This window comes from Kitasatospora sp. NPDC098663 (assembly GCF_044760075.1).
Taxonomy (GTDB): domain Bacteria; phylum Actinomycetota; class Actinomycetes; order Streptomycetales; family Streptomycetaceae; genus Kitasatospora.
In genome coordinates this window covers 254722-273908 of sequence record NZ_JBIWAP010000006.1, presented here as the reverse complement: position 1 = coordinate 273908, position 19187 = coordinate 254722, and the positions used below count along the sequence as shown (strand labels likewise).

The 19187-nt window shown below is 71.3% G+C and carries 23 protein-coding genes; 13 read left to right on the top strand and 10 right to left on the bottom strand.

All coding sequences use genetic code 11. The features are described from left to right. Positions 1 to 60: 60 nt before the first annotated feature. From ACIQVZ_RS09365 to ACIQVZ_RS09355, 3 genes are all read right to left on the bottom strand, one after another. On the bottom strand, positions 61 to 1047 hold the full coding sequence (locus ACIQVZ_RS09365; protein ID WP_387816467.1) for an aldo/keto reductase: 987 nt from the start codon (positions 1045 to 1047) through the stop codon (positions 61 to 63). A gap of 140 nt (positions 1048 to 1187) precedes the next feature. Then, on the bottom strand, positions 1188 to 2009 hold the full coding sequence (locus tag ACIQVZ_RS09360) for an ABC transporter permease (RefSeq protein ID WP_402448382.1): 822 nt from the start codon (positions 2007 to 2009) through the stop codon (positions 1188 to 1190). Further along, on the bottom strand, positions 2009 to 2980 hold the full coding sequence (locus ACIQVZ_RS09355) for an ATP-binding cassette domain-containing protein (RefSeq protein WP_402448381.1): 972 nt from the start codon (positions 2978 to 2980) through the stop codon (positions 2009 to 2011). The genes ACIQVZ_RS09360 and ACIQVZ_RS09355 overlap by 1 nt, the downstream gene beginning before the upstream one ends. Positions 2981 to 3080: 100 nt before the next feature. On the opposite strand from ACIQVZ_RS09355, the gene ACIQVZ_RS09350 reads away from it, so the two are divergent. Then, on the top strand, positions 3081 to 3815 hold the full coding sequence (locus ACIQVZ_RS09350) for a TetR/AcrR family transcriptional regulator (RefSeq protein WP_402448378.1): 735 nt from the start codon (positions 3081 to 3083) through the stop codon (positions 3813 to 3815). Positions 3816 to 3886: 71 nt separating this feature from the next. Here the strand turns inward: ACIQVZ_RS09350 and ACIQVZ_RS09345 are convergent, their stop codons facing one another. From ACIQVZ_RS09345 to ACIQVZ_RS09330, 4 genes are all read right to left on the bottom strand, one after another. Continuing rightward, a complete protein-coding gene (locus ACIQVZ_RS09345; RefSeq protein WP_402448376.1) occupies positions 3887 to 5350 on the bottom strand; it encodes a PLP-dependent cysteine synthase family protein in 1464 nt (487 codons plus the stop codon). A 240-nt stretch (positions 5351 to 5590) separates the two neighbouring features. Continuing rightward, positions 5591 to 6331, bottom strand: coding sequence for a hypothetical protein (locus ACIQVZ_RS09340; RefSeq protein WP_402448373.1), 741 nt, complete (start codon positions 6329 to 6331; stop codon positions 5591 to 5593). Positions 6332 to 6349: 18 nt separating this feature from the next. Beyond that, positions 6350 to 6541 (bottom strand): hypothetical protein, encoded by a 192-nt coding sequence (locus ACIQVZ_RS09335; protein WP_350887235.1) that lies wholly within the window; start codon positions 6539 to 6541, stop codon positions 6350 to 6352. After that, on the bottom strand, positions 6538 to 6981 hold the full coding sequence (locus ACIQVZ_RS09330; protein ID WP_402448370.1) for an ATP-binding protein: 444 nt from the start codon (positions 6979 to 6981) through the stop codon (positions 6538 to 6540). The genes ACIQVZ_RS09335 and ACIQVZ_RS09330 overlap by 4 nt, the downstream gene beginning before the upstream one ends. Before the next feature lie 172 nt (positions 6982 to 7153). Between ACIQVZ_RS09330 and ACIQVZ_RS09325 the strand changes: the two genes are divergently transcribed. The 6 genes from ACIQVZ_RS09325 (at position 7154) to ACIQVZ_RS09300 (ending at position 9947) form a co-directional block, all read left to right on the top strand. Next, entirely contained in the window at positions 7154 to 8014 is an 861-nt protein-coding gene (locus ACIQVZ_RS09325) for a helix-turn-helix domain-containing protein (RefSeq protein ID WP_402448368.1), read from the top strand. Then, complete coding sequence (locus ACIQVZ_RS09320) at positions 8011 to 8244, top strand: DUF397 domain-containing protein (protein ID WP_402448366.1); 234 nt, start codon at positions 8011 to 8013, stop codon at positions 8242 to 8244. The genes ACIQVZ_RS09325 and ACIQVZ_RS09320 overlap by 4 nt, the downstream gene beginning before the upstream one ends. Before the next feature lie 150 nt (positions 8245 to 8394). Further along, positions 8395 to 8835 carry an NUDIX domain-containing protein gene (locus tag ACIQVZ_RS09315; protein ID WP_402448363.1) on the top strand — a complete coding sequence of 147 codons (441 nt, stop codon included), beginning with the start codon at positions 8395 to 8397 and terminating at the stop codon, positions 8833 to 8835. Positions 8836 to 8977: 142 nt separating this feature from the next. Then, the gene (locus ACIQVZ_RS09310) at positions 8978 to 9211 is read left to right on the top strand and encodes a DUF397 domain-containing protein (protein ID WP_402448361.1); all 234 of its coding nucleotides are present in this window, start codon (positions 8978 to 8980) and stop codon (positions 9209 to 9211) included. A 114-nt stretch (positions 9212 to 9325) separates the two neighbouring features. Next, the gene (locus ACIQVZ_RS09305; protein ID WP_350887221.1) at positions 9326 to 9505 is read left to right on the top strand and encodes a hypothetical protein; all 180 of its coding nucleotides are present in this window, start codon (positions 9326 to 9328) and stop codon (positions 9503 to 9505) included. Between the two features lie 79 nt (positions 9506 to 9584). Continuing rightward, a complete protein-coding gene (locus ACIQVZ_RS09300) occupies positions 9585 to 9947 on the top strand; it encodes a VOC family protein (protein WP_350887219.1) in 363 nt (120 codons plus the stop codon). 12 nt (positions 9948 to 9959) lie between these two features. Here ACIQVZ_RS09300 and ACIQVZ_RS09295 read toward each other — a convergent pair whose 3' ends face one another. The 3 genes from ACIQVZ_RS09295 to ACIQVZ_RS09285 all read right to left on the bottom strand — a co-directional run bounded on the left by ACIQVZ_RS09295 (position 9960) and on the right by ACIQVZ_RS09285 (position 12536). Further along, positions 9960 to 10838 (bottom strand): hypothetical protein, encoded by an 879-nt coding sequence (locus tag ACIQVZ_RS09295; RefSeq protein ID WP_402448360.1) that lies wholly within the window; start codon positions 10836 to 10838, stop codon positions 9960 to 9962. Further along, positions 10835 to 12304: an MBL fold metallo-hydrolase gene (locus tag ACIQVZ_RS09290; RefSeq protein ID WP_402448358.1), complete on the bottom strand. Its 1470-nt coding sequence runs from the start codon at positions 12302 to 12304 to the stop codon at positions 10835 to 10837. The genes ACIQVZ_RS09295 and ACIQVZ_RS09290 overlap by 4 nt, the downstream gene beginning before the upstream one ends. Before the next feature lie 100 nt (positions 12305 to 12404). Continuing rightward, positions 12405 to 12536: a hypothetical protein gene (locus ACIQVZ_RS09285; protein WP_350887211.1), complete on the bottom strand. Its 132-nt coding sequence runs from the start codon at positions 12534 to 12536 to the stop codon at positions 12405 to 12407. 236 nt (positions 12537 to 12772) lie between these two features. Here ACIQVZ_RS09285 and ACIQVZ_RS09280 point away from each other — a divergent pair, with 236 nt between their 5' ends. The 6 genes from ACIQVZ_RS09280 (at position 12773) to ACIQVZ_RS09255 (ending at position 19087) form a co-directional block, all read left to right on the top strand. Then, the gene (locus ACIQVZ_RS09280) at positions 12773 to 14005 is read left to right on the top strand and encodes a hypothetical protein (RefSeq protein ID WP_402448356.1); all 1233 of its coding nucleotides are present in this window, start codon (positions 12773 to 12775) and stop codon (positions 14003 to 14005) included. Continuing rightward, entirely contained in the window at positions 14002 to 14559 is a 558-nt protein-coding gene (locus ACIQVZ_RS09275; RefSeq protein WP_350887205.1) for a GNAT family N-acetyltransferase, read from the top strand. The genes ACIQVZ_RS09280 and ACIQVZ_RS09275 overlap by 4 nt, the downstream gene beginning before the upstream one ends. Positions 14560 to 14937: 378 nt before the next feature. Next, positions 14938 to 15354, top strand: coding sequence for a hypothetical protein (locus ACIQVZ_RS09270; RefSeq protein WP_402448423.1), 417 nt, complete (start codon positions 14938 to 14940; stop codon positions 15352 to 15354). Positions 15355 to 15663: 309 nt separating this feature from the next. After that, positions 15664 to 17184 carry a glycosyl hydrolase family 18 protein gene (locus ACIQVZ_RS09265; RefSeq protein ID WP_402448353.1) on the top strand — a complete coding sequence of 507 codons (1521 nt, stop codon included), beginning with the start codon at positions 15664 to 15666 and terminating at the stop codon, positions 17182 to 17184. Between the two features lie 152 nt (positions 17185 to 17336). Beyond that, positions 17337 to 18479 (top strand): serine hydrolase domain-containing protein, encoded by a 1143-nt coding sequence (locus ACIQVZ_RS09260; RefSeq protein ID WP_402448350.1) that lies wholly within the window; start codon positions 17337 to 17339, stop codon positions 18477 to 18479. After that, on the top strand, positions 18476 to 19087 hold the full coding sequence (locus ACIQVZ_RS09255; protein WP_402448348.1) for a hypothetical protein: 612 nt from the start codon (positions 18476 to 18478) through the stop codon (positions 19085 to 19087). The genes ACIQVZ_RS09260 and ACIQVZ_RS09255 overlap by 4 nt, the downstream gene beginning before the upstream one ends. Positions 19088 to 19187: the final 100 nt, after the last annotated feature.

Genomic DNA, 19187 nt, shown 5'->3' with positions numbered 1-19187 from the left:
CGTCCGCCCCGCTGTCCTGCCCCGGTCGTACCGCCGGGGCAGGACAGTGCCCGGGCGCGGCTACCAGGCGTAGTCCTCCGGGGCGGGCTGGTGGCCGGGGAAGAGTTCGTCGAGGCGGTCGAGGGTCTTCTGGTCGAGCTTCAGGTCGAGGGCGGCGACGGCGGCGTCGAGGTGGGCGGGGGTGCGGGGGCCGATGATGGGGGCGGTGACGGCGGGGCGGGTGAGGAGCCAGGCGAGGGCGAGGTCGGCGGGCTCGGTGCCGAGGTCGGCGGCGAGGTCCTCGTAGGCCTGGAGGCGGTCGCGGTGGGTGGCGAGGAGTGCGTCGGTCTGGGGCAGGGCGCCGCGGACGCGGGTGCCTTCGCGTTCCTTGCGGAGGATGCCGCCGAGGAGGCCGCTGCGCAGCGGGGACCAGGGCAGCAGGCCGAGGCCGTAGTGCTGGAGGGCGGGGATGACTTCGAGTTCGATGGTGCGGTCGAGGAGGTTGTAGAGGGACTGTTCGCTCACCAGGCCGAGGAAGTGGCGGGAGCGGGCGGCCTCCTGGGCCTGGGCGAGGTGCCAGCCGGCGAAGTTGCTGGAGCCGACGTAGATGATCTTGCCCTGGGTGACCAGGACCTCCATGGCCTGCCAGATCTCCTCCCAGGGCGTGTCCCGGTCGATGTGGTGCATCTGGTAGAGGTCGATGTGGTCGGTGTTCAGGCGCCGCAGGCTGGCCTCGACGGCGCGGCGGATGCCGAGGGCGGAGAGCTTGCCCTCGTTGGGCCAGTCGCCCATCGGCCCGTACACCTTGGTGGCGAGGACGGTGCGTTCGCGGCGGCCGCCGCCCTGGGCGAACCAGCGGCCGATGATCTCCTCGGTCCGGCCCCTGAGGTTGCCCTCGCTGTCGCGGCCGTAGGCGTTGGCGGTGTCGAAGAAGTTGATGCCCCGCTCGTGGGCGGTGTCCATGATGCGGTGGGCCTCGGACTCCTCGGTGTGGGGGCCGAAGTTCATGGTGCCCAGGCAGAGTCGGGAGACGGTCAGGCCGGTGCGGCCGAGGTGGGTGTACTCCATGGCGCCCACCTTCGGCCGTACCGGCAGCGGTGTCCAGCACATTCCGTCAGACGAAACGGGCGAACGGACGGACGGATGAACGGACGGGCGAACGGACGGACGGGCGAACGGACGGACGGGCGAACTGCCGACCGTCCCGCTCAGCGCCCGTGCGTCGCGAACTTCCGTACGGCGAGCGGCACGCAGAGCGCGAGCAGCAGTCCGCTCCAGAGCAGCGCGACGAGGAGGGCGTGCTGCATGGGCCAGGCGTCGCCGGCTGCCGAGGGGTTGCCGAAGAGTTCGCGGCAGGCCTGGACGACGGCGCTGACCGGGTTCCAGTCGGCGACGACCCGCAGCCACCCGGGCATGCCTCCGGTGGGGACGTAGGCGTTGGTGACCATCGCGATCGGGAAGACCGCGACGGAGAGTTGGCCGGCGGCGTCCTCCTTGCCGATGGCCAGGCCGAGGCAGGTGCCGACCCAGGTCATCACGAAGCGGAAGAGCAGCAGCAGGGCGAACGCGCCCGCCGCGTCCCCCGCGCCCTCGCGCACGCGCCAGCCGGCGGCGAGGCCGACGAACGCGAGGAGGGTCAGGACGACGACGCTGACCAGCAGGTCGGCGAGGGTCTGCCCGAGCAGCAGTCCGGTGCGGGAGACGGGCATGGAGCGCAGCCGGTCGGTGATGCCGCGGCCGACGTCGCGGGCGGCGCCGACCATGGTCACCATGACGCCGTTGGTGGCGACCATGGCGAACAGGCCGGGCATCAGGAACTCGCGGTAGTCGCCGCCGCCCGGGATCCGCATGGCGCTGCCGAAGACGTACCCGAAGACCACCACCATGATCACCGGGACACCCAGCGAGGCGGCCAACAGGCCTGGCGAGTGGCGGTAGTTGAGGAGGATGCGGAGCATCGACGTCCAGGTGTCGACGGCCAGCCGGGCGGGGCGGGACGGCATCGGCGCGGGGGCGTACACGGCGGCCATCAGGCGGCCCTCCTCAGGGTTTCGGCGGATTCGCGGGTGAGCGCGAGGAACACGTCGTCCAGCGAGGGGGCCCGTACGGCGGCGTCCTCGGCGGTGATCCCGACGGTGTCCAACTCCCGTACCAGCGAGGGCAGCAGGACGGACACGCCGGGCTGGGTCAGCACCGTCACGGTCCGTTCGGCCGCGTCCACCTGCGCGTCGCCGCCCGAGAGGGTGGACAGCACCACGGCGGCGGCGGCGAGTTGGGCCGGGTCGGCGAGGGTGACGGACAGCTGGCTGCCGATCGCGGCCTTGAGCCTGGCTGGTGGGCCGGTGGCGATGGCGGCGCCGTGATCGACGACGACGATGTCGTCGGCGAGCCGGTCGGCCTCCTCCAGGTACTGGGTGGTGAGCAGCACGGTGGTGCCGCCGTCGGCCAACTCCTTGACGGTGTTCCAGATCTCCTGGCGGCTGCGCGGGTCGAGCCCGGTGGTGGGCTCGTCGAGGAAGAGCACCGGGGGGCTGGTGACCAGGCTGGCGATGAGGTCGAGGCGTCGGCGCATGCCTCCGGAGTAGGTGCGGACGAGCCGGTCGCCGGCCTCGGCGAGGTCGAAGCGTTCGAGCAGTTCGTCGGCGCGGGCGCGGGCGCGGCGGGCGCCGAGGCGGTGCAGCCGGCCGAACAGGTGGAGGTTGTCGCGCCCGGTGATGCCCTCGTCGACGGCGGCGTACTGCCCGGCGAGGCCGATGGCCCGGCGGACGTCCTCGGCGGCGGTGGCGACGTCGTGGCCGGCGACGCGGGCGGTGCCCCGGTCGGGGGCGACGAGGGTGGCGAGGACGCGGACGGCGGTGGTCTTGCCGGCGCCGTTGGGGCCGAGCAACCCGCAGACGGTGCCGGCGGGAACGGCGAGGTCGAGGCCGCGGAGGGCCTCGGTGGCCCCGAATCGTTTCTCCACGCCTGCCATCTCGATGGCGGGTCGGGCGGTGTCGGACATGGCTCTGCCCCTTCTCTAGGTACAGCGTACGTAGAAGCGTGAGTCAGATGCTACTACGTACGTCGTACGTATCTAAGATGGGGGGCGAGGTGATCATCCAGTGCCGTCCAACGAACCCCCCAGCACCAGCGAGCGCCCGGCCGCCCCCGAGGCGCCCGAACTGATCTGGCTGCGCCCCGAACGCACCGGCCGCGGGCCGAAACCGGCCCACAGCCGGACGTCCATCGCCGCCGCGGCCGTCGAGATCGCCGACGCGGAGGGCCTGGACGCCGCCTCCATGCGCCGGGTCGCGGCCGCCCTCGGGGCGGGCACCATGTCGCTCTACAACTACGTGCCGAAGAAGGAGCACCTGCTCGACCTCATGCTCGACGCCGTCACCGCCGAGTACGAGCTGCCGGCCGCGCCGAGCGGCGACGTCCGCGCCGACCTGGCGGCGCTCGCCCGCCAGCAGCTCGCCATCTTCCGCCGCCACCCCTGGCTGCCGGCCCTGGTGCTCGCCCGCCCGGGCATCGGCCCCAACGCGCTGCGCTACACCGACCACTTCCTCGCCGTCACCGCCTCCACCGGCCTGAACGGCGGCGCCCGGATGGAGGCCATGGCCCTGTTCAACGGCTTCGTCTGCCAGTACGCCCAGTACGAGCAGACGGCGGCCGCGGGCGCCAAGTGGCAGGCGGAGCTGGTCGGTTACCTCACCCGGGCCGCCATGAGCGGCGAATACCCGCACCTGGCCCAGGCGTTCGCGACGTCCGGACCGCCTTCCGATCCGGACGCCGCCTTCGACCGCTCGCTGGACCGGGTGATCACGGCCATCCTGGCCCCGCCGACGCCCCGCTGAGCCCGCTGAACGGCCCGGCCCTCAAGCCGCGCCCTCAGGCCCCGCCCTCAGGCCCCGCCCTCACCCCGCCCTCAGGCCCCGCCCTCAAGCCGCGCCCGCGACAGCACCGCCACCGCCCGCCCGTCGACCAGCACCAGCACGGCCTCGTGCGCGCCCCCCAGCGCCGCCCGCGCCTCGGCCGGCGACTGCCCGACGCCCACCGCCGGCAGCACCGGCCCGAGCAGCGCGCCCGACGGGTCACCCGACGGGTCACCCAGCGGATCACCCAGCGGACCGCCGAGCGGACCACTCAGCGGATCGCCCGGCTTGGCGCCGCCGTCCGCGAGCGCCGCCGCCAGCACCGCCCGCGACACCGAGCCGACCACCTCCGTCGCGCTCACCCCGTACGGCCTCGCCGCCCGAGCCAGCACCACCGGCGCCACCCCGCCGGGCACGGCGCGCAGCGCCTCCAGCGCCTCGCCGACCGTCGCACCGGCGTCGACCGCGACCAGCGGGCCGGCCCCGGCGAGCAGCGGCCTGAGGCCGTCCGCCGCCTCCGGCTCCGACTCCGACTCCTCCAGGAAGCCCCACTGCCGCATCCAGTCGTCGCTGTGCACCTTGGACAGGTAGGACCGTCCGGAGTCCGGCAGCAGCACCACGACCAGGTCGTCCGGCCCGAGCCGCCGCGCGACCCGCAGCGCCGCCGCCACCGCCGTGCCCGAGGAAGGGCCGGCCAGGATGCCCTCCTCGCGGGCGAGCCGACGGGCCGTCAACAGCGACTCGCGGTCGGGGATGCGCTCGAAGGCGTCCACCACCTCCGACCGGTAGGCCTGCGGCCAGCGGTCCTCGACGGTGCCGGGGTGGAGGAAGTGCCCGATGCTCTCGACGAACCACGGGCTGCCGTCCCCGCCCCCGTACATCGAGGACTCCGGGTCGGCGCCGATCACGGTCACGGAGCCGCCGGACACCTGCTGGAGGTACCCGCCGGTGCCGGTGACGGTCCCACCGGTGCCGACGCCCGCGACGAAGTGGGTGACCCGGCCGCCGGTCTGCTCCCAGATCTCGGGACCGGTGGTGCGCACATGGGCGTCAGGATTGGCCAGGTTGTCGTACTGGTTGGCGAGCCAGGCGCCGGGGATCTCCTCCACCAGCCGCTGCACGACGTTGAACAGGTGCGCCGGGTCCTCGGCGGGCACGGCCGTCGGGGCGAGCACCACCTCGGCGCCGTACGCCCGCAGGATGTCGGACTTCTCGGGCGCCGACTTGTCGGACACCCCGGCGATCACCCGGTAGCCGCGCTGCCGACCGACGATGGCCAGCCCGATGCCGGTGTTGCCGGAGGTCGCCTCGACGATCGTCCCGCCCGGCCGCAGCAGGCCGTCCCGCTCGGCGGCCAGCACCATGGACAGCGCGGCGCGGTCCTTGACGCTGCCTCCGATGTTGAGGAACTCGGCCTTGGCGTAGATCGGCGCGGGCAGCCCGGCGCCGAGCCGGGCGAGGCGGAACAGGGGCGTCCCGCCGATAGCGTCGAGTACGGATTCGTACACTGCGGCCATCACGGCCTCCTTCGATCGGTGTCCGCCCGAGCCTGCCCGAACGCGCGGTCAGATAGTCGCCGGCAGCCCCGGATCGTCGAGGCCGGGCACGCGAGGGTTCTCGACCGTAAAGGGGCGCGAACAGAGGCGCGTGGCACCTCTTGCGCGCCCCTCGGATTTGCCGCGCTCCAAAGTGCGCAACGGTGCGGCCCGCGCCCGCCCCGCCGATCGGGGTGTGTGCGGAGAGTGATCGGCGCGCGATCAGATCAGCGGGTCGAAGAGGTCGCGCCCCCAGTGGCCGAGCCAGGACACGGTGGTGGACCACCGGCCCTGACCTTCCACACCTTCCGTGGACTCGTCGTACGGCAGCACGGCGGTCGGGGCGAGCCAGCCCTCCCCCGGGTCGATGCGGACCCGCAGCAGCTTGAGCGGCTTGCGCAGGGCGACGAACATCCGCAGGTCGTCGGTGTGGGGGCAGTGGGTCTCGTAACGGTCGTGGACGGTACGGCAGATGGACTTGATGTCGGTGTCCGCGAGCAGGAGGTAGCGGCTGCCGGGGCCGAGGTTGACGCAGAGGCGGCGGCGGGCGGTGTCGCGGTCCGGGTACGGCAGGTTCTGGTGGTTGTCGACGTGCAGGCCGAGGCACAGGCCGTTCTCGGGCAACCGGTGGGTGACCAGTTCCCCGGGCGGGTCGTCGGACTGCTCAAGGGCGACGTGCAGCGGATCACCGAGGAGGCCGACGAGCGCGGCGACGGTGTGGACGTCGGTGACGGTCCCGGGGAGGCGGAAGAACTCGACCAGGCCGCTGTCCTTGGTGAAGGAGCCCGGCGCGTAGCGCTCGGGGTGGTCCTCGGGGAGCGGGGACCAGTCGCCGGCGGGGACGACGGCTCCGTTCTCGTAGTCGTGCTCGCCGTGGACTCTGCGGACGTTGCCGATGTCGCAGCGGGCGCGGAGGGCCGCCGGGTCGCGGTAGGCGATGGCGGCGGGGTGCATGGTCGTCATGGGGTGAGCGGCCTCGGTTCAGTCGTTGTCGTCGTCGGAGTTGTCGCTGTGGCGGTTGATGCCGGTCATCAGGGCGGCGGCCAGGGTGGTCCACCAGACGACGTCGGCGGTGGCCGGCTCGCGCGGCGGAACGAGGTCCGAGGCGAAGCAGGCGAGGGCGAGGCTGGCGGCGGTGATCGCAGCCGTGGTGGCGAGCTTGATGACGCTCAACTTTCGGGCGAGGGAACGTTGCTGTTCGCGGCACGGAGGACGCGCGCCCAGACGCGCTTGCCCGTGCCGCACCGCGCGATCACCCCGAAGTCGACGGCGAGCCGACGGGCGAGTTCGATCCCGCGGCCGCACTCGTTGAAACGGCCCGGACGCCGCTCCAGGAGCGGGAGGTCGCTGCGGGGGTCCCAGACTTCGAGGCGGCAGTCGCCGTCGAACTCCTGGAGGGAGAGGCGGACTTCGCCGTCGCCGTGACAGGCGTGGACGACGGCGTTGGTCACGAACTCGGAGGCGATGAGGACGAGGTCGTCGACCGGGTCACCGACCCAGCCCCAGGAAGTGAGCTGGTCACGGACCAGGCGGCGGGCGGTACGGACCGAGGTTTCGTGCTCGGTGAGGGTGGTCTCCCAGGTTCGGAGGACCGGGTTACGCAAGGTGGACATGAGTCACCCCACACCTTCAGTGGCGTGTTCGTGCGGTCACAGTGAGTGTGGAGCATCGAAAATCGAAACCGCAACCTCATTGCTCGAATAAATTAATTGATCATGGTTTGGACTTGAGACCAGGCCAGCAGACTGGTGAGACTGGACCCCACACCGGAGGGAGGGGCGCCACTTGAACAAGGACCTGTCGGCCATCAGGCAAATCCGGCTTGGCGACGAACTGCGCGCCTGGCGACTGGAGAACAACAAGACCCTGGCCGACATGACGGCTGGCCTGAAGGGTTGGAGCGCCGGTCGACTCAGCAGGATCGAACGAGCCCTGCAGCCGATCAGCGCCACCGACCTGGCCACACTGCTCGATCATTCCGGCGTCACCGGCCAGGAGCGAGAGGACCTTGAGAGCCTTCTCGGGGCCAGCCCTCCGAAGCAGTGGTGGCGAGACCTGGATTTCGCGAACTCCATCACGGCGGCCTTCAGCGAGTACCTGGCACTCGAAGCCGATGCCGCTCAGATGCTGAACTACTTCCCCTCCGCCTTCCCTGGCCTCGTCCAGACCGAGGGTTACGCCAAGGAGATGATCGCGGCTGGACTGAGCGCGCCCAACGAGGAACAGATCGAAACCGCAACGGAAGTCCGCATGCTGCGGCAACGTCGGCTCACCGAGGACCCCACACTCGCCTTGGAGGCTTACTTCGGCGAGGTGGCACTCATGGTCGCAGGCGATCACAAGGTCCTTGCGGACCAGATCCGCCATACGATCAAGGTCGCGCAATACCCGAACGTCACTATCCGAATGATCCCCTTGAGCGCAGGTCGACAGGGCATCCTGACCTCAGGACTCGTACTCATGAGGTTCCCTGACGATCCCGAAGATGGGTTCGTATTCATCGAAGCTGTTGGCGGTATGCTCCCGCGTAGAACCGGACGAGACGTACGACGGGCCGAGCGAGCCTTCTCCCGGCTCCATCGCTGCGCTTTGTCGCCGGAGGACACCATCACCGCCCTTGAACGCAAGTTGGAAGAGCTGACGTGAGCGAGAAGCGCGACCCGTACAACCATGATCCAGCAACCGCCGACTGGTTCAAGTCACCGTTCTCCGGCGACGACAACGGTGACTGCGTCATCATCGCGCGCTTCAACAACGGCGACGTCTGGCTCGGCGACGACAAAAACCCGAACCGCCCCCACCTCGCCTTCAACCAGGCCGAATGGACCGCCTTCATCCAGGCCATCGAAGCCCGCGACCCCCGCTTCACCGCCTGAGCCCACCGCGCCACCCCCACCGGGGCCCGTCCGCCACGGCCGGGCCCTCGTGCTGTCGCGACTCCCTCATCATGAGGAGAATCCGAAGCTGGCCGCGAGTTACGTCCGCGCGGCCGTCAAGGTGAGCGACCACCACAAGGAGCTGCTGACGTGACCTCCCCCTTCGCCGACCCCTCGTTCACTCCGGGCCTGCTCCACGACGCCCGGCAGGCAGGGGTCACCCGGTTCGTCGTCGCCGCGGTCATCACAGACGGGGACCGCGTGCTCCTTCTCCGCCGGCCCGCCGACGACTTCATGCCGGGCCTGTGGGAGTTGCCGTCGGGGAAGGTCGAGCCCGGCGAGGAGTTCGACAAGGCCCTGCGGCGAGAGACCGAGGAGGAGACCGGCCTGACGATCAACCAGATCATTGCCTACCTCGGGCAGTTCGACTACATCTCCAAGAGCGGCGCCCTCACCCGCCAGCTCACCTTCGAGGTCACCGTCGAGAGGACTGCGCCGCTCACCCTCACCGAGCACGACGACCACGCCTGGGCCGACCGGGCCGACCTACCGTCGGTCAGCGACGCCGTACGGGAACTGATCACCCGCTGACCGCCCGGCCGCCAACCGTGCTCCCGCGTAAATCGGGACGCGAGGTCCGCCGCGCCGAGCGCGCCTTCGCCCGGCTGAAGCGGTGCGCACTTTCGCCGACCGCCACCATTGCCGCCCTTGAACGCAAGTTGGAAGAGATCACGTGAGCGAGAAGCGCGACCCGTACAACCACAACCCCGCCGATGCCGACTGGACCAAGTCCCCCTTCTCCGGCGACTCCAATGGCAACTGCGTGATCATCGCCCGCTTCCCCAACGGCGACGTCTGGCTCGGCGACGACAAGAACCCCGGCCGCCCCCACCTCGCCTTCGGCCAGGCCGAATGGACCGCCTTCATCCAGGCCATCGAAGCCCGCGACCCCCGCTTCACCGCCTGAGCCCACCGCGCCACCCCCACCAGGGCCCGTCTGGCGCGGAGGCGTTCCAGGAACTCCGGGACTCCGTCGACCTGCCGGTAAGGCTTGAAAGCTGGCGCGAGTTCGCGGACCAGGGTGACGCACCGCTCGGCGCCGATGCGCTCGGCCAGGTCGAGCGACTGGGCGGTGACGGCAAGCGCCGCCGCCATCGCGCTGGCCGACAAGGGCGGGCTGGAGGCGGTGTCGTTGCGCCGTCTTCGGCAGGAGCTGGAGACGGGCAAGGGCCGGGTTGTGGCGCTATCGCCATCCGCTTGATTGCTGGGCGGTAGCTTCCCTTCTGAGCCCTATGCTCCGCAATGTGTCACCCAGTCCGGATGATGTCGAGAGGCAGGCCATGTTCGAGTCCGTCGTTGCGGTGATGGTGTTCTCCGAGTCACCAGATCGGGCTGCAGCCTGGTACAGCGACCTGTTGGGCGTGCCGGTCCATCGCGAGGTGAGCGAAAGCGGTGCGGTCTTCGCTTGGGTGGAGCACGCTGGCGTCGAGATCGGGTTCCACCCGGCCGACGACGAGCGCAACCCCCGCGGCGGAAGCCCAGTGGTCTACTGGCGGGTCGCCGACGTGGGCAAGGCCCTGACCTGGTTGCTGGAGGCAGGCTGCACGCACCACCGCGGCCCGCTGCGAGTTTCCCCCCAGCGCCAGATCGCGCAGGTCATTGACCCCTTTGGAGTTGTACTGGGTGTTGATGACGGCCGCTGAGCCGTGCGGCGCTCAGGCCAGTCCGTGCAGATCGTGCAGGCCAGTCGCGGTGGCGAAGGCCCGCAGCGCCGCGCGCAGGGATTGAGCGCTCCACCGGGCGCCGTAACCCCAGACGGCTTCGAGGTAAAGGTCAAGGACGTGGGCTGCGGGCAGTTCCCGCCCGGCTTGGCGCATCACCGCGGGCAGCGTCACCAGGTCGATCAGGCCCGTGACGTCGGGTCGCACTGTCTCGGTGTCGAGCAGCGCCAGGGTCCTGTTCGCACGCCTGCGCAGGTGCTGCGGCTTGAGGTCCAGGTGTCCCAGCGGCACCACGTCGGCCCCGTAGGCGTCGAGGTGAGCGGCCGTCACTTCGGCCCAGGCCCCGGTGTCGGAGATCCAGGTCGGAGCGGTGTCCTTCGTCGCGGCGAGGGTGAAGCCGCCCAGCGCCGCGGCTTCCGGGGAGGACAGCCGGGTGGTGGCGGTGTGGACGGCGGCGACGCACTCGACCAGCGCGGCCGGAGTCGATCGGGCGGTCCAGTCGGCCGGCTCGGGCAGGTATTCCAGCAGCAGCGACAGCGACGCCTCGCCCTCGCCGTGCAGCATGGGAACGGGCGCGGTGCTGCCCAGCAGCGCGTAGGCCAGGGACTCGCCCGCGAAGGCGGCCGGGTCGGCGTGCAGCTTGAGGACCAGCGGCTCCTGGGTGCCGCCCACGGTGAACACTGCGGCGGTGTACCGGGCGGCGAGCATGGTGAGCTCCCCGGTCACCCCGGGATGGTCCGTTTCGAGCGCACGGCGGGCGAGAGCCAGTAGCCCCTCGGGGTCCTGGGGCAGCGCGGTGCCCAGCCAGCCGGCCGGGCGGATCCGGGCCAGGCCACTCAGCGCCTCGGCGGCCGTCGCCGCGGGTGCGGTCACCGGACCGCTCCGGCTGCGGGGATCGCCGAGGCGGCGTGCGCGTAGGACAGGGCGGCCAGGTCAGGGCGCTGGTGTTCGCCGTAGATCGCGAAGAACGCGTAGACCAAGCTGTCCAGCGGCGACCCGATGTGCCAGCATTCCATTGCGCCGCCGGCCACGTCCCAGACCTGCAACCGCCCGCGCAGCAGTGCCGCGAAGTCCTGGAAGAAGACCTCCGCACCGAACGGGTAGGCAGCCATCGCCTCCTCACGTTCGGTCACCTGGACCTGGACGAAGCCTGCGGCGGTGACGTCCCAGGCGAACTGCAGCAGTTCCCCGCCGGGCCCGTCCTTGAGTCGCAGCACCGCGCGGTGGGCGCCGAGGGGCCCGGACAGGTACTCGTGGATGCTGCACGCCAGGATGCCGGTGCTGGTGGCCAGGAGCTCGCGGCCCAGGCGCGGGAGCTCGGCCAGCACGTCGGCCAGGGCCTGGTCCCAGTCGGCGGGTGCGGCGGTGAGCGCGGTGAGTTCGCGGTGTCCGGGGTCGGCGAGGAAAGCGGCGTGGTCGATCAGGGAGTGGTACTCGAAATCCTCGTCGGTGTGCACCCAGTCGACCCGTGCTTGGGTAACCTTCTCGCCCGCGGCCACGGTCAGGCGGTCGCCGGGGCGCGGTCCGTGGACCTGAAACAGGCCCTGCAGGCTGTTCGCGGCGGTCGCCATCGCCGGGTGGTCGGAGTACAGGAACGGGCCGTGCGGTGAGGCCGGGGGCAGGAAGCCGTTGCCGCACAAGGCCACGTCGCGGATGCCGTCGAGCGGGGCGAGGACTTCTAGCAGCAGCTGGTGCAGCACCGACAGGCCGGTCTTGTAGCGGGTTCCGTTCAACCCGGGGAGCAGGTTGACCGAGGAGGCAGGCATCCCCGGGGGCACGATCTGGGAGTTGTTGGAGACCACTGCCATGTGCGGCACCGGCTGGGTGCCCTCTGCGACCTGCTGCACGTAGACGTCGGAGATGTCGGCGTCGACCGCGATGAACACGGCGGGGCCCTGGCCGACGCGGACGCACGGCTGCACGACGCGGTCCTCCCAGAACAGGGTTCTGGCTCCGGCTGGAAACAGGGTCAGGGTCAGGTCGCCGAGCTGAACCGGGGTGGTGTGGTCGATCCGGTGCACGGTGAAGCCCAGCTCGGCGATCGCCTGCTCCACCGGGGCCGGCAGCAGCGGGCCGGTGTAGATCGGCACTGACCGGTCCAGCAGGGCGAGGGAGGGGAGGTGGAAGTGGTCCAGGTGTTCGTGGGACAGGACCACGGCGTCGGGCCGGGGCATCGCGGTGGTGTCGACATCGCGCGGCGGCCAGACCCGGCACTCCGCCCCCGGCAGGCCGAACGCGGGCAGTAGGACCGGATCGATCAGGACGCTGTGGTCGCCGCCTTCGACCAGCCAGGTCTGATGGCCCAGGAACGTGAGCTCCAAGCGGGTTCCGCTGTCCATGCCGTACCTCTCTTCTTCATCGTCTTTTCAGGGCATTGACCTGGCCCGGGAGGGCGGGGCGGCCCCAGCCGCCCCGCCCTCCCGGAACCCTCGGGGTATGTCAGTGGTGGTAGGTGTGCGGGGCGGCGGTCAGCGCGCCGGAGCTGACCAGACGGCTGATCTTCGCCTGGAGCGCGGAGATCTTCTGGGGGTCGAGCACGGCCGGTGCCTTCGTGGTGGGCGTGGACTTCATGACGCATACCTCCTGGATCGTGGGGTGCCTCGCGGCTGGATGGCCGCCTGGAGCGGGGGAGCCCTCGCTCCAGGCGGCCTGCGTCCAGTCCACCCCCGACGGCCCCTGCGCGGGGTTCACTCGACCGGACGTTTCACCGGACGTTTCCGGTGCCCGATCGGATGGACAGTGGCATGGTGAACTGACCGCACGTCACCTATCGGGGGCATGACATGGCGAGGAGCGTCCTGGCGCGGTTGCGCAGGCGGGCCGGGTACACCCAGGAGACGTTCCTGGCCGCCTTCGCCGACTGGGCCAGCAGGATCAGGGCCGACGCGGCGGTCGGGGTGCGCCAGCTGCGGCGCTGGGAGAGCGAGGACCCACCGCCACTGCCTCACCCGGGCCAGCAGGCCGTCCTGGAGGCCATGTTCGGGATCCCTCTGACGGAGATGGGCTTCACCGTCCCTGAGTACCGAACCAGCACCCCGGCTCCGGCGCGGGATCATGGTTCCGTGCACAGGCGGCAATTCATCGCGGACCTCGGCGGCGTTGGCGTCGCCGTGGCTCTGCCAGTCCCTGGATCGCGAGTCGGTATGGCCGACGTGCGCGAGCTGCGGGGGAAGATCGACGGCCTGTACCGGCTGGACCACGGCAACGGCGGGCGGGCGGCCCATCAGCAGGCCCACGCGCTGTTGGAGCGGATCGGCTTTCAACTGAGCGGCGGTGTCCATCTGGAGCGCGTCACAGTGCAGCTGCATGCGATGCTTGGCGAGATCCACTGCCACCTGGGATGGATCGCGCACGACGCCGGCCAGGACGCCGAAGCCAGGTCCTCGGTGCTGGAAGCGATGGCTGCGGCCCGGATGACCGGCGACGCGCAGTTGGAAATGCGGGCGCTGTCGACGATGTCGCTGCTGGCCGTCGACCAGCACCGACCCTGGGAGGCCGCCTCCGCCGTCTCCGCCGCCCAGTCGTTGACCGCCCGCCACGCTGGGGACGGGGTGAAGCTGGTGCTCGCGCTCCGCGAGGCCCGCGCCGCACTGGCCGGAGCCGACCTCGCCGCCTCCCGGCGCGCGCTGAGCACGGCGGTCGCACTGCACGACAGGGCCGCCGAGGAATCGGACGCGCCGCGCTGGGTCCGATTCGCCGGGCCCGTAGAGATCGACTACGCCACCGGCACCCACTATCTGCAGGCCGGGCAGCCGCAGGCGGCGATCCCGTTCCTGCGCGCCGCCGTGAACGGCCTGGCCGCCGGCTACGCCCGCAACACCGCCCTGTACCAGGCCAGGCTGGCCACCGTGATGCTGCAGGCCGGGGAGATCGAGGAGGCATGCGCGCAGATGACCATGGTCGTTGCCCAGGCCCACGCCCTCACGTCCGCCCGTCTCACCTCCCGCCTGGCCAATTTCCGCCAGGCCGCCGCAGGGGTCGACACCGCGACCGCCCGCGATACGGTCGCCTTGCTGGAATCGGCTGCGGAGGCGAGATGAGAATCGAACGCTACGACGGCCAGGAAGCCGCCTGGGTCGAGGACGAGCTGCGGACTGTCTACCGGGGAGCGTTCACCGAACCTCCGTACGACAAGACCGACAGCGACGTCGAGGCGAATTTCCGGCGCTTCCGGACTCAGGTGAAAAAGGACGGCTTTCGTGCCGTCCTGGCCCGCGCCGACGCCGGTGAGCCCGTCGGCATGGCCTACGGCTACCCGCTGCCCGCCTCCACCGGCTGGTGGGAGACCCTGGTCGAGCCCGTCCTTGCTGAGGTCAGCCGCGAAGACGGCCACCGCACCTTCGGCCTATTCGAGCTCGCAGTCCAGCCACCCTGGCGTGGGCAGCATGTCGCCACCGCAGTGCACCATGCCCTCGTGGACGGCCTCACTCAGGAGCGCGTCCTGCTCAACACCCGACCCGAAGCCGAAGCGGCTGGCCGGATGTACCGGTCCTGGGGCTACGAGAAGGTCGGCGAGAACCGCCCCTGGGCAGGTGCCGCACTACATGACGTGCTGATCCTGGCTCTGCCCGGGGAGAATCCCTCAAGACGATAGCTGCCAGCACAGTCCGCCTGCGATGGCATTGGCTCAGGTCTGGGCATGCCGCGACTTCATCACCGTCAACTGCCTTTCGAGGGGCGCGGGTAGGCGTCGTAGACCGAGCCCAATCCTGCCATTCAGTTCAATCTCCCGGCTAGGACGCTTGAGACAGGGTCTCTCTGATCGACCGCCATCCTGCTGAGGCATTCCAGGGAGCGGGGGGTTCGTGTCGAGCTCGAACCTGCCGTACAGGTTCTTTTCCCGGACGACGTCCTGGAGGTCGTCATGTGCTCTTGCTCGTCGAGTGATTCCCAGCCGTACCAGCACGCGTGGTGGTGCCCCGGCCCAGGCCGGGGCACCACCGCACCGCCTCCCTGGAGTCCCGCTGTGTCGATGACCCGCCTTGCCTGGCACCACCTGCCGCCGGACGCCCGCGCCGCCATCGAGGAACGCACCGGACCGTTCCTGACAGCTGCCGACGTGTCCACCGGGGCGAACTCGGGCGTCGTGGTCAAAGCCCTGACCGCCTCGGGCGAGGTGTTCATCAAGGGCATCCCCGTTGACCACCGCCAGGTGAAGACGCAGCTACGCGAAGCCGCCGTCAACCCCTACCTGCCCAAGTCCTGCCCGCAGCTGCTGTGGCACGTGCAGGCCGGAGGTTGGGGCCTGCTCGCCTTCGAGGTGATCGAGGGCCCCATCGCCGACTTCTCACCCGGCAGTCCCGACCTGACCTTGGTCGTCGACGCGCTGACCGAGCTCGCCCTCCGCGTGGAGGCGGCAGATGGCCACTTCAGCCATCGCCTGGCGTGACCACCGACGCCACCCCGCCGAGTGATCGGCACACTGATGGACCCGGCGCTGCGCAGGGGGCGCATCCGGCCGGGCAGGTCCGGCAGCTGGAAGGAGTGGCGGCCGTACGGGTTCACGTGCGGCCGGAACAGCGGCGACGGGGCCGTAGCCATGCGAGCACAGAATCGACTATCGCATATCTGACGCATCGTCAACTAGTTCACCCGAACCCGCCCGCGTCGCCCGGTTCGCTCACTACCCTGCTCAAGCACGGTCACGCCCGGCACCACACCGGGCACTTTCCGCTGACGCGATGCAGGGAGAACTGTCATGAGCGAGCTGGTGTACCCGTCCGACCCCGGCCTCGACGGCCGTGCCGTGGACGCGGCCGAGCGCACGTACGAGATGAACGGCTTCGACCCGGCGCGGGAGGACTCGAAGCTCTCCTTCACCCCCTGCCGGGTCGCCAAGCCCGTCTTCAACACCTACCGGCGCAGCGGCGAGCAGACCGTGTCCGGCTTCCTGGACACCACCTGGGCCTACGACGGCCGCCTGACGGACGACAGCGGCGGCCCGACCGGCGGGCCGGGCGCGGACGTCACCCGGCTGGCGGCCGCGAACGGCGCCTTCGACGAGATCGTCCTCGGCCTGGTCGGCCTCGTCGGCGGCCAGGGCAGCCTGGGGGCCGCCACCGCCCAGGCCGCCCAGGACTTCGGCATCGCCTCCTCCGAGCGCGGCGCCGTGACCTTCATCGACGCCTGGAGTGCGGCGGCCGCCTACCTCGGCTACGGGTTCGACGGCTGGGTCTCCAACGACTACCAGGACCTGTTCACCCAGCAGCAGGCCCAGGGCCTGCTGGGCGCCGCCCGCCGCCTCAAGGAGCGCAACCCGGACCTCTCGGTCGGCCTGCACGTCGGCGGCTGGGACCTGAGCGAGGCCTTCCACGCCATCGCGCAGGAGCCCGCCTCCCGGCGGCGGTTCGCCCAGTCCGTGGCACGGATCTTCCGCGCCTTCCCGATGTTCTCCACCCTCCACCTGGACTGGCGCTGGCCCGGCTCGGCCGGCGCCCCGGAGGCCGGGTACGGTCCGGAGGACGCCGGGAACTTCGCCGAGCTCATCCGCGAGACCAGGGCCGCGCTGTCCGCCGCCGACCGGAACGCGACGATCGCCGTCGCGGTGCCGGCCTCCGCCGCCCAACTGGACGCGATGAACGTCCCGCTCCTGGTCGAGGCCGGCGTCGAACGGCTGGACCTGATGTCCTTCGACTTCTTCGGCAGCCCCTGGTCCGCCGGTCTCGGGCACCACACCTCGCTGCGCCGCGACGCGGACAGCAGCCAGACGGACTGCATCGACAACGCCGTCGCCCACCTGATCGAGCGCGCCGGCGTGGCGCCTCACCGCATCCACCTCGGCTACGCCACCACCACCCGCAACGCCAGGCAGGCCCGGCTCACCCGCAGCTCGCCCCTACGCGGCACGTACGACACCGCGTCGGGCCAGACGGTCGGCTCCTTCGCACCCGGCACGAGCACCTACGCCGACGTGCTGCGCAACTACCTCGACCTGGAGCAGGGCAAGGGCCGCAACGGCTTCGAGCTGTACACGGACATCTCCGCCGACGCCGACTACCTCCACAACCCGAGCACCGGCGTCTTCCTCTCCCTCGACACCCCGCGCTCCGTCCGCGCCAAGGCCGAGTACGCCCGCGCCCGGGGCCTCGGCGGCCTGTTCGCCGAGCACGCCGAGGCCGACCCCGGCGTGCTCACCAACGCCGCCCGCGAGGGCCTGGGGCACACCGTCACCGCGACGGCCGTCGACATGAAGCCCCTCTACGTCACCGGCCGCGGCTGACGGCGGGCGACGGACCACCGCCCGGGCGCCGGCTCCCCACCGCCGCCCGGGTGGGAAACCGGTCGTGTCGAGCGGCCCGACACCGTACCGTGGTCCGGTCGACGATCTTGGGGCAGCGACCCCACGAGGACCAGAGGACGGGGCGGAACACCATGCAGCAGTACCAGGGCTGGGCCGACGAACGGTTCGGCGCCGTGGCGGACGTCTTCGCCCGCAACTTCGACGAGTTCCCCGAACTCGGCGCCGCCGTCACGGTGTTCTCCGGCGGCCGCAAGGTGGTCGAGCTGTGGGGCGGGACGGCCGACGAGCGCACCGGCCGGGCCTGGACGCGGGACACCGTCGTCCCGGTCTTCTCCTGCGCCAAGGGCGCGGTGAGCATCAGCACCCACCTGCTCGCCCAGCAGGGCCGCCTCGACCTCGACGCGCCGATCGCCCGCTACTGGCCCGAGTTCGCCCGCCACGGCAAGCAGGACATCACCACCCGCATGATCCTCGGTCACCGCGCGGGCATCCCGGCCCTGGACGCGGTGCTCTCCTTCGAGGAGATCGCCGCCTGGGCTCCCGTCGTCCGCGCGATCGAGGCGCAGGAACCGCTCTGGGAGCCCGGCACGGCCTACGAGTACCACGGCCACGTCCTGGGCTTCGCGGTCGGCGAGGTGATCCGCCGGATCACCGGGCTGACGCCGGGCGCATTCCTCCGCAAGGAGATCGCCGAGCCGCTCGGCCTGCCGCTCTGGATCGGCCTGCCGGAGAGCGAACTCCCGCGCCTCGCCCGGCTGGTGGAGGCTGAGGGCCGCCGCCCGATGCCCGGCCCGGAGCACCTGCTGACCCGGATCGTGACGATGAACGGCGCCCTGGTCTTCCCCGGCCTGGACGTGCCGCACGGCTGGAACGACCCGGCCCTGCACGCCATCGAGCTGCCCGGCGCGGGCGCGGTCGCCTCCGCCACCGGGCTGGCGGGGCTGTACGCGGCGGCCGCCACCGGCCTGGACGGCGGCCCGCGCCTGCTCTCGCACGGGACCGTCACCGACGCGGTGCGCGAAGTCTCCTCCGGCGCCGGTTTCCTGGGCTTCGACCTGGGCGCCCGCTGGGGTTCCGGCCTGCTGCTCGACTCCCCCGCCTTCCGCCCGCTGCTGGGCGCGCGCAGCTTCGGCAACGACGGCGCCGGCGGTCAGTTCGCCTTCGGGGACGACGAGTTCGGCGTCGGCTTCGGCTACGTCGCCAACCGGATGATCGGCCACGGCGACGCCCGCGCCAACCGGCTGATCGAGGCGGTGCGCGGGTGCCTGGGGTGACGGACTTCCTCGCGCGGCTCACCGCGCTGGCGGCCACCGGCGGCCTGGACGGTACGGACGGCCTGCGCTACAACGCCTCGCTGCCCGAACTCGCCGCCCACTACGGCGATCCCTGGGACGGCGGGCGGATCCACCGCGAGTCCCGCTGGCCGCACGGCTTCAGCTGGGGCGACGTGCAGACGGTGTTCTGCCACTGCCGCCGGCTCCAGTCGCTGTCCCTGCCCGTGTGGCACGGCGAACTCGAACTCCCGCTGGCCGGCGGCGGGTTGCTGACGCTCGACACGCACGTCACCGAGTCGGCGCTGATCGCCGCGCTGACCTCCGCCGGCTGCCGCTGGGAGACCGTGACGTACGAGAACGTCCCCGGCCAGCGCACCCTGGAGGTGGCGGTGGCCGAGGAGGTCCGGGTGGCGTTCGTCCTCACCGACCGCGACGGTCACCAGGCCCGCGACGGCCACGCGGACCACGCGGACCGCGAGGGCCGTGACGCGCCGCCGCCCGAGGACTGGCTGCTGAACAAGGCCCTGCTGTGGGGCTACGACCACACCGACTGCCCCGAGCCGGACCGCACCCTCCCGGACGACGGCTGGGGCGCCTCACCCAACTGACGCGCACGGTCGACCCGTTGCGCTCGGCCCGTTGCGCTCGGCCCGTTCCGCTCGGCCCGTTCCGCCCCCGCGCGCAACGGGCCGGGTGCGCTCCCGGCGT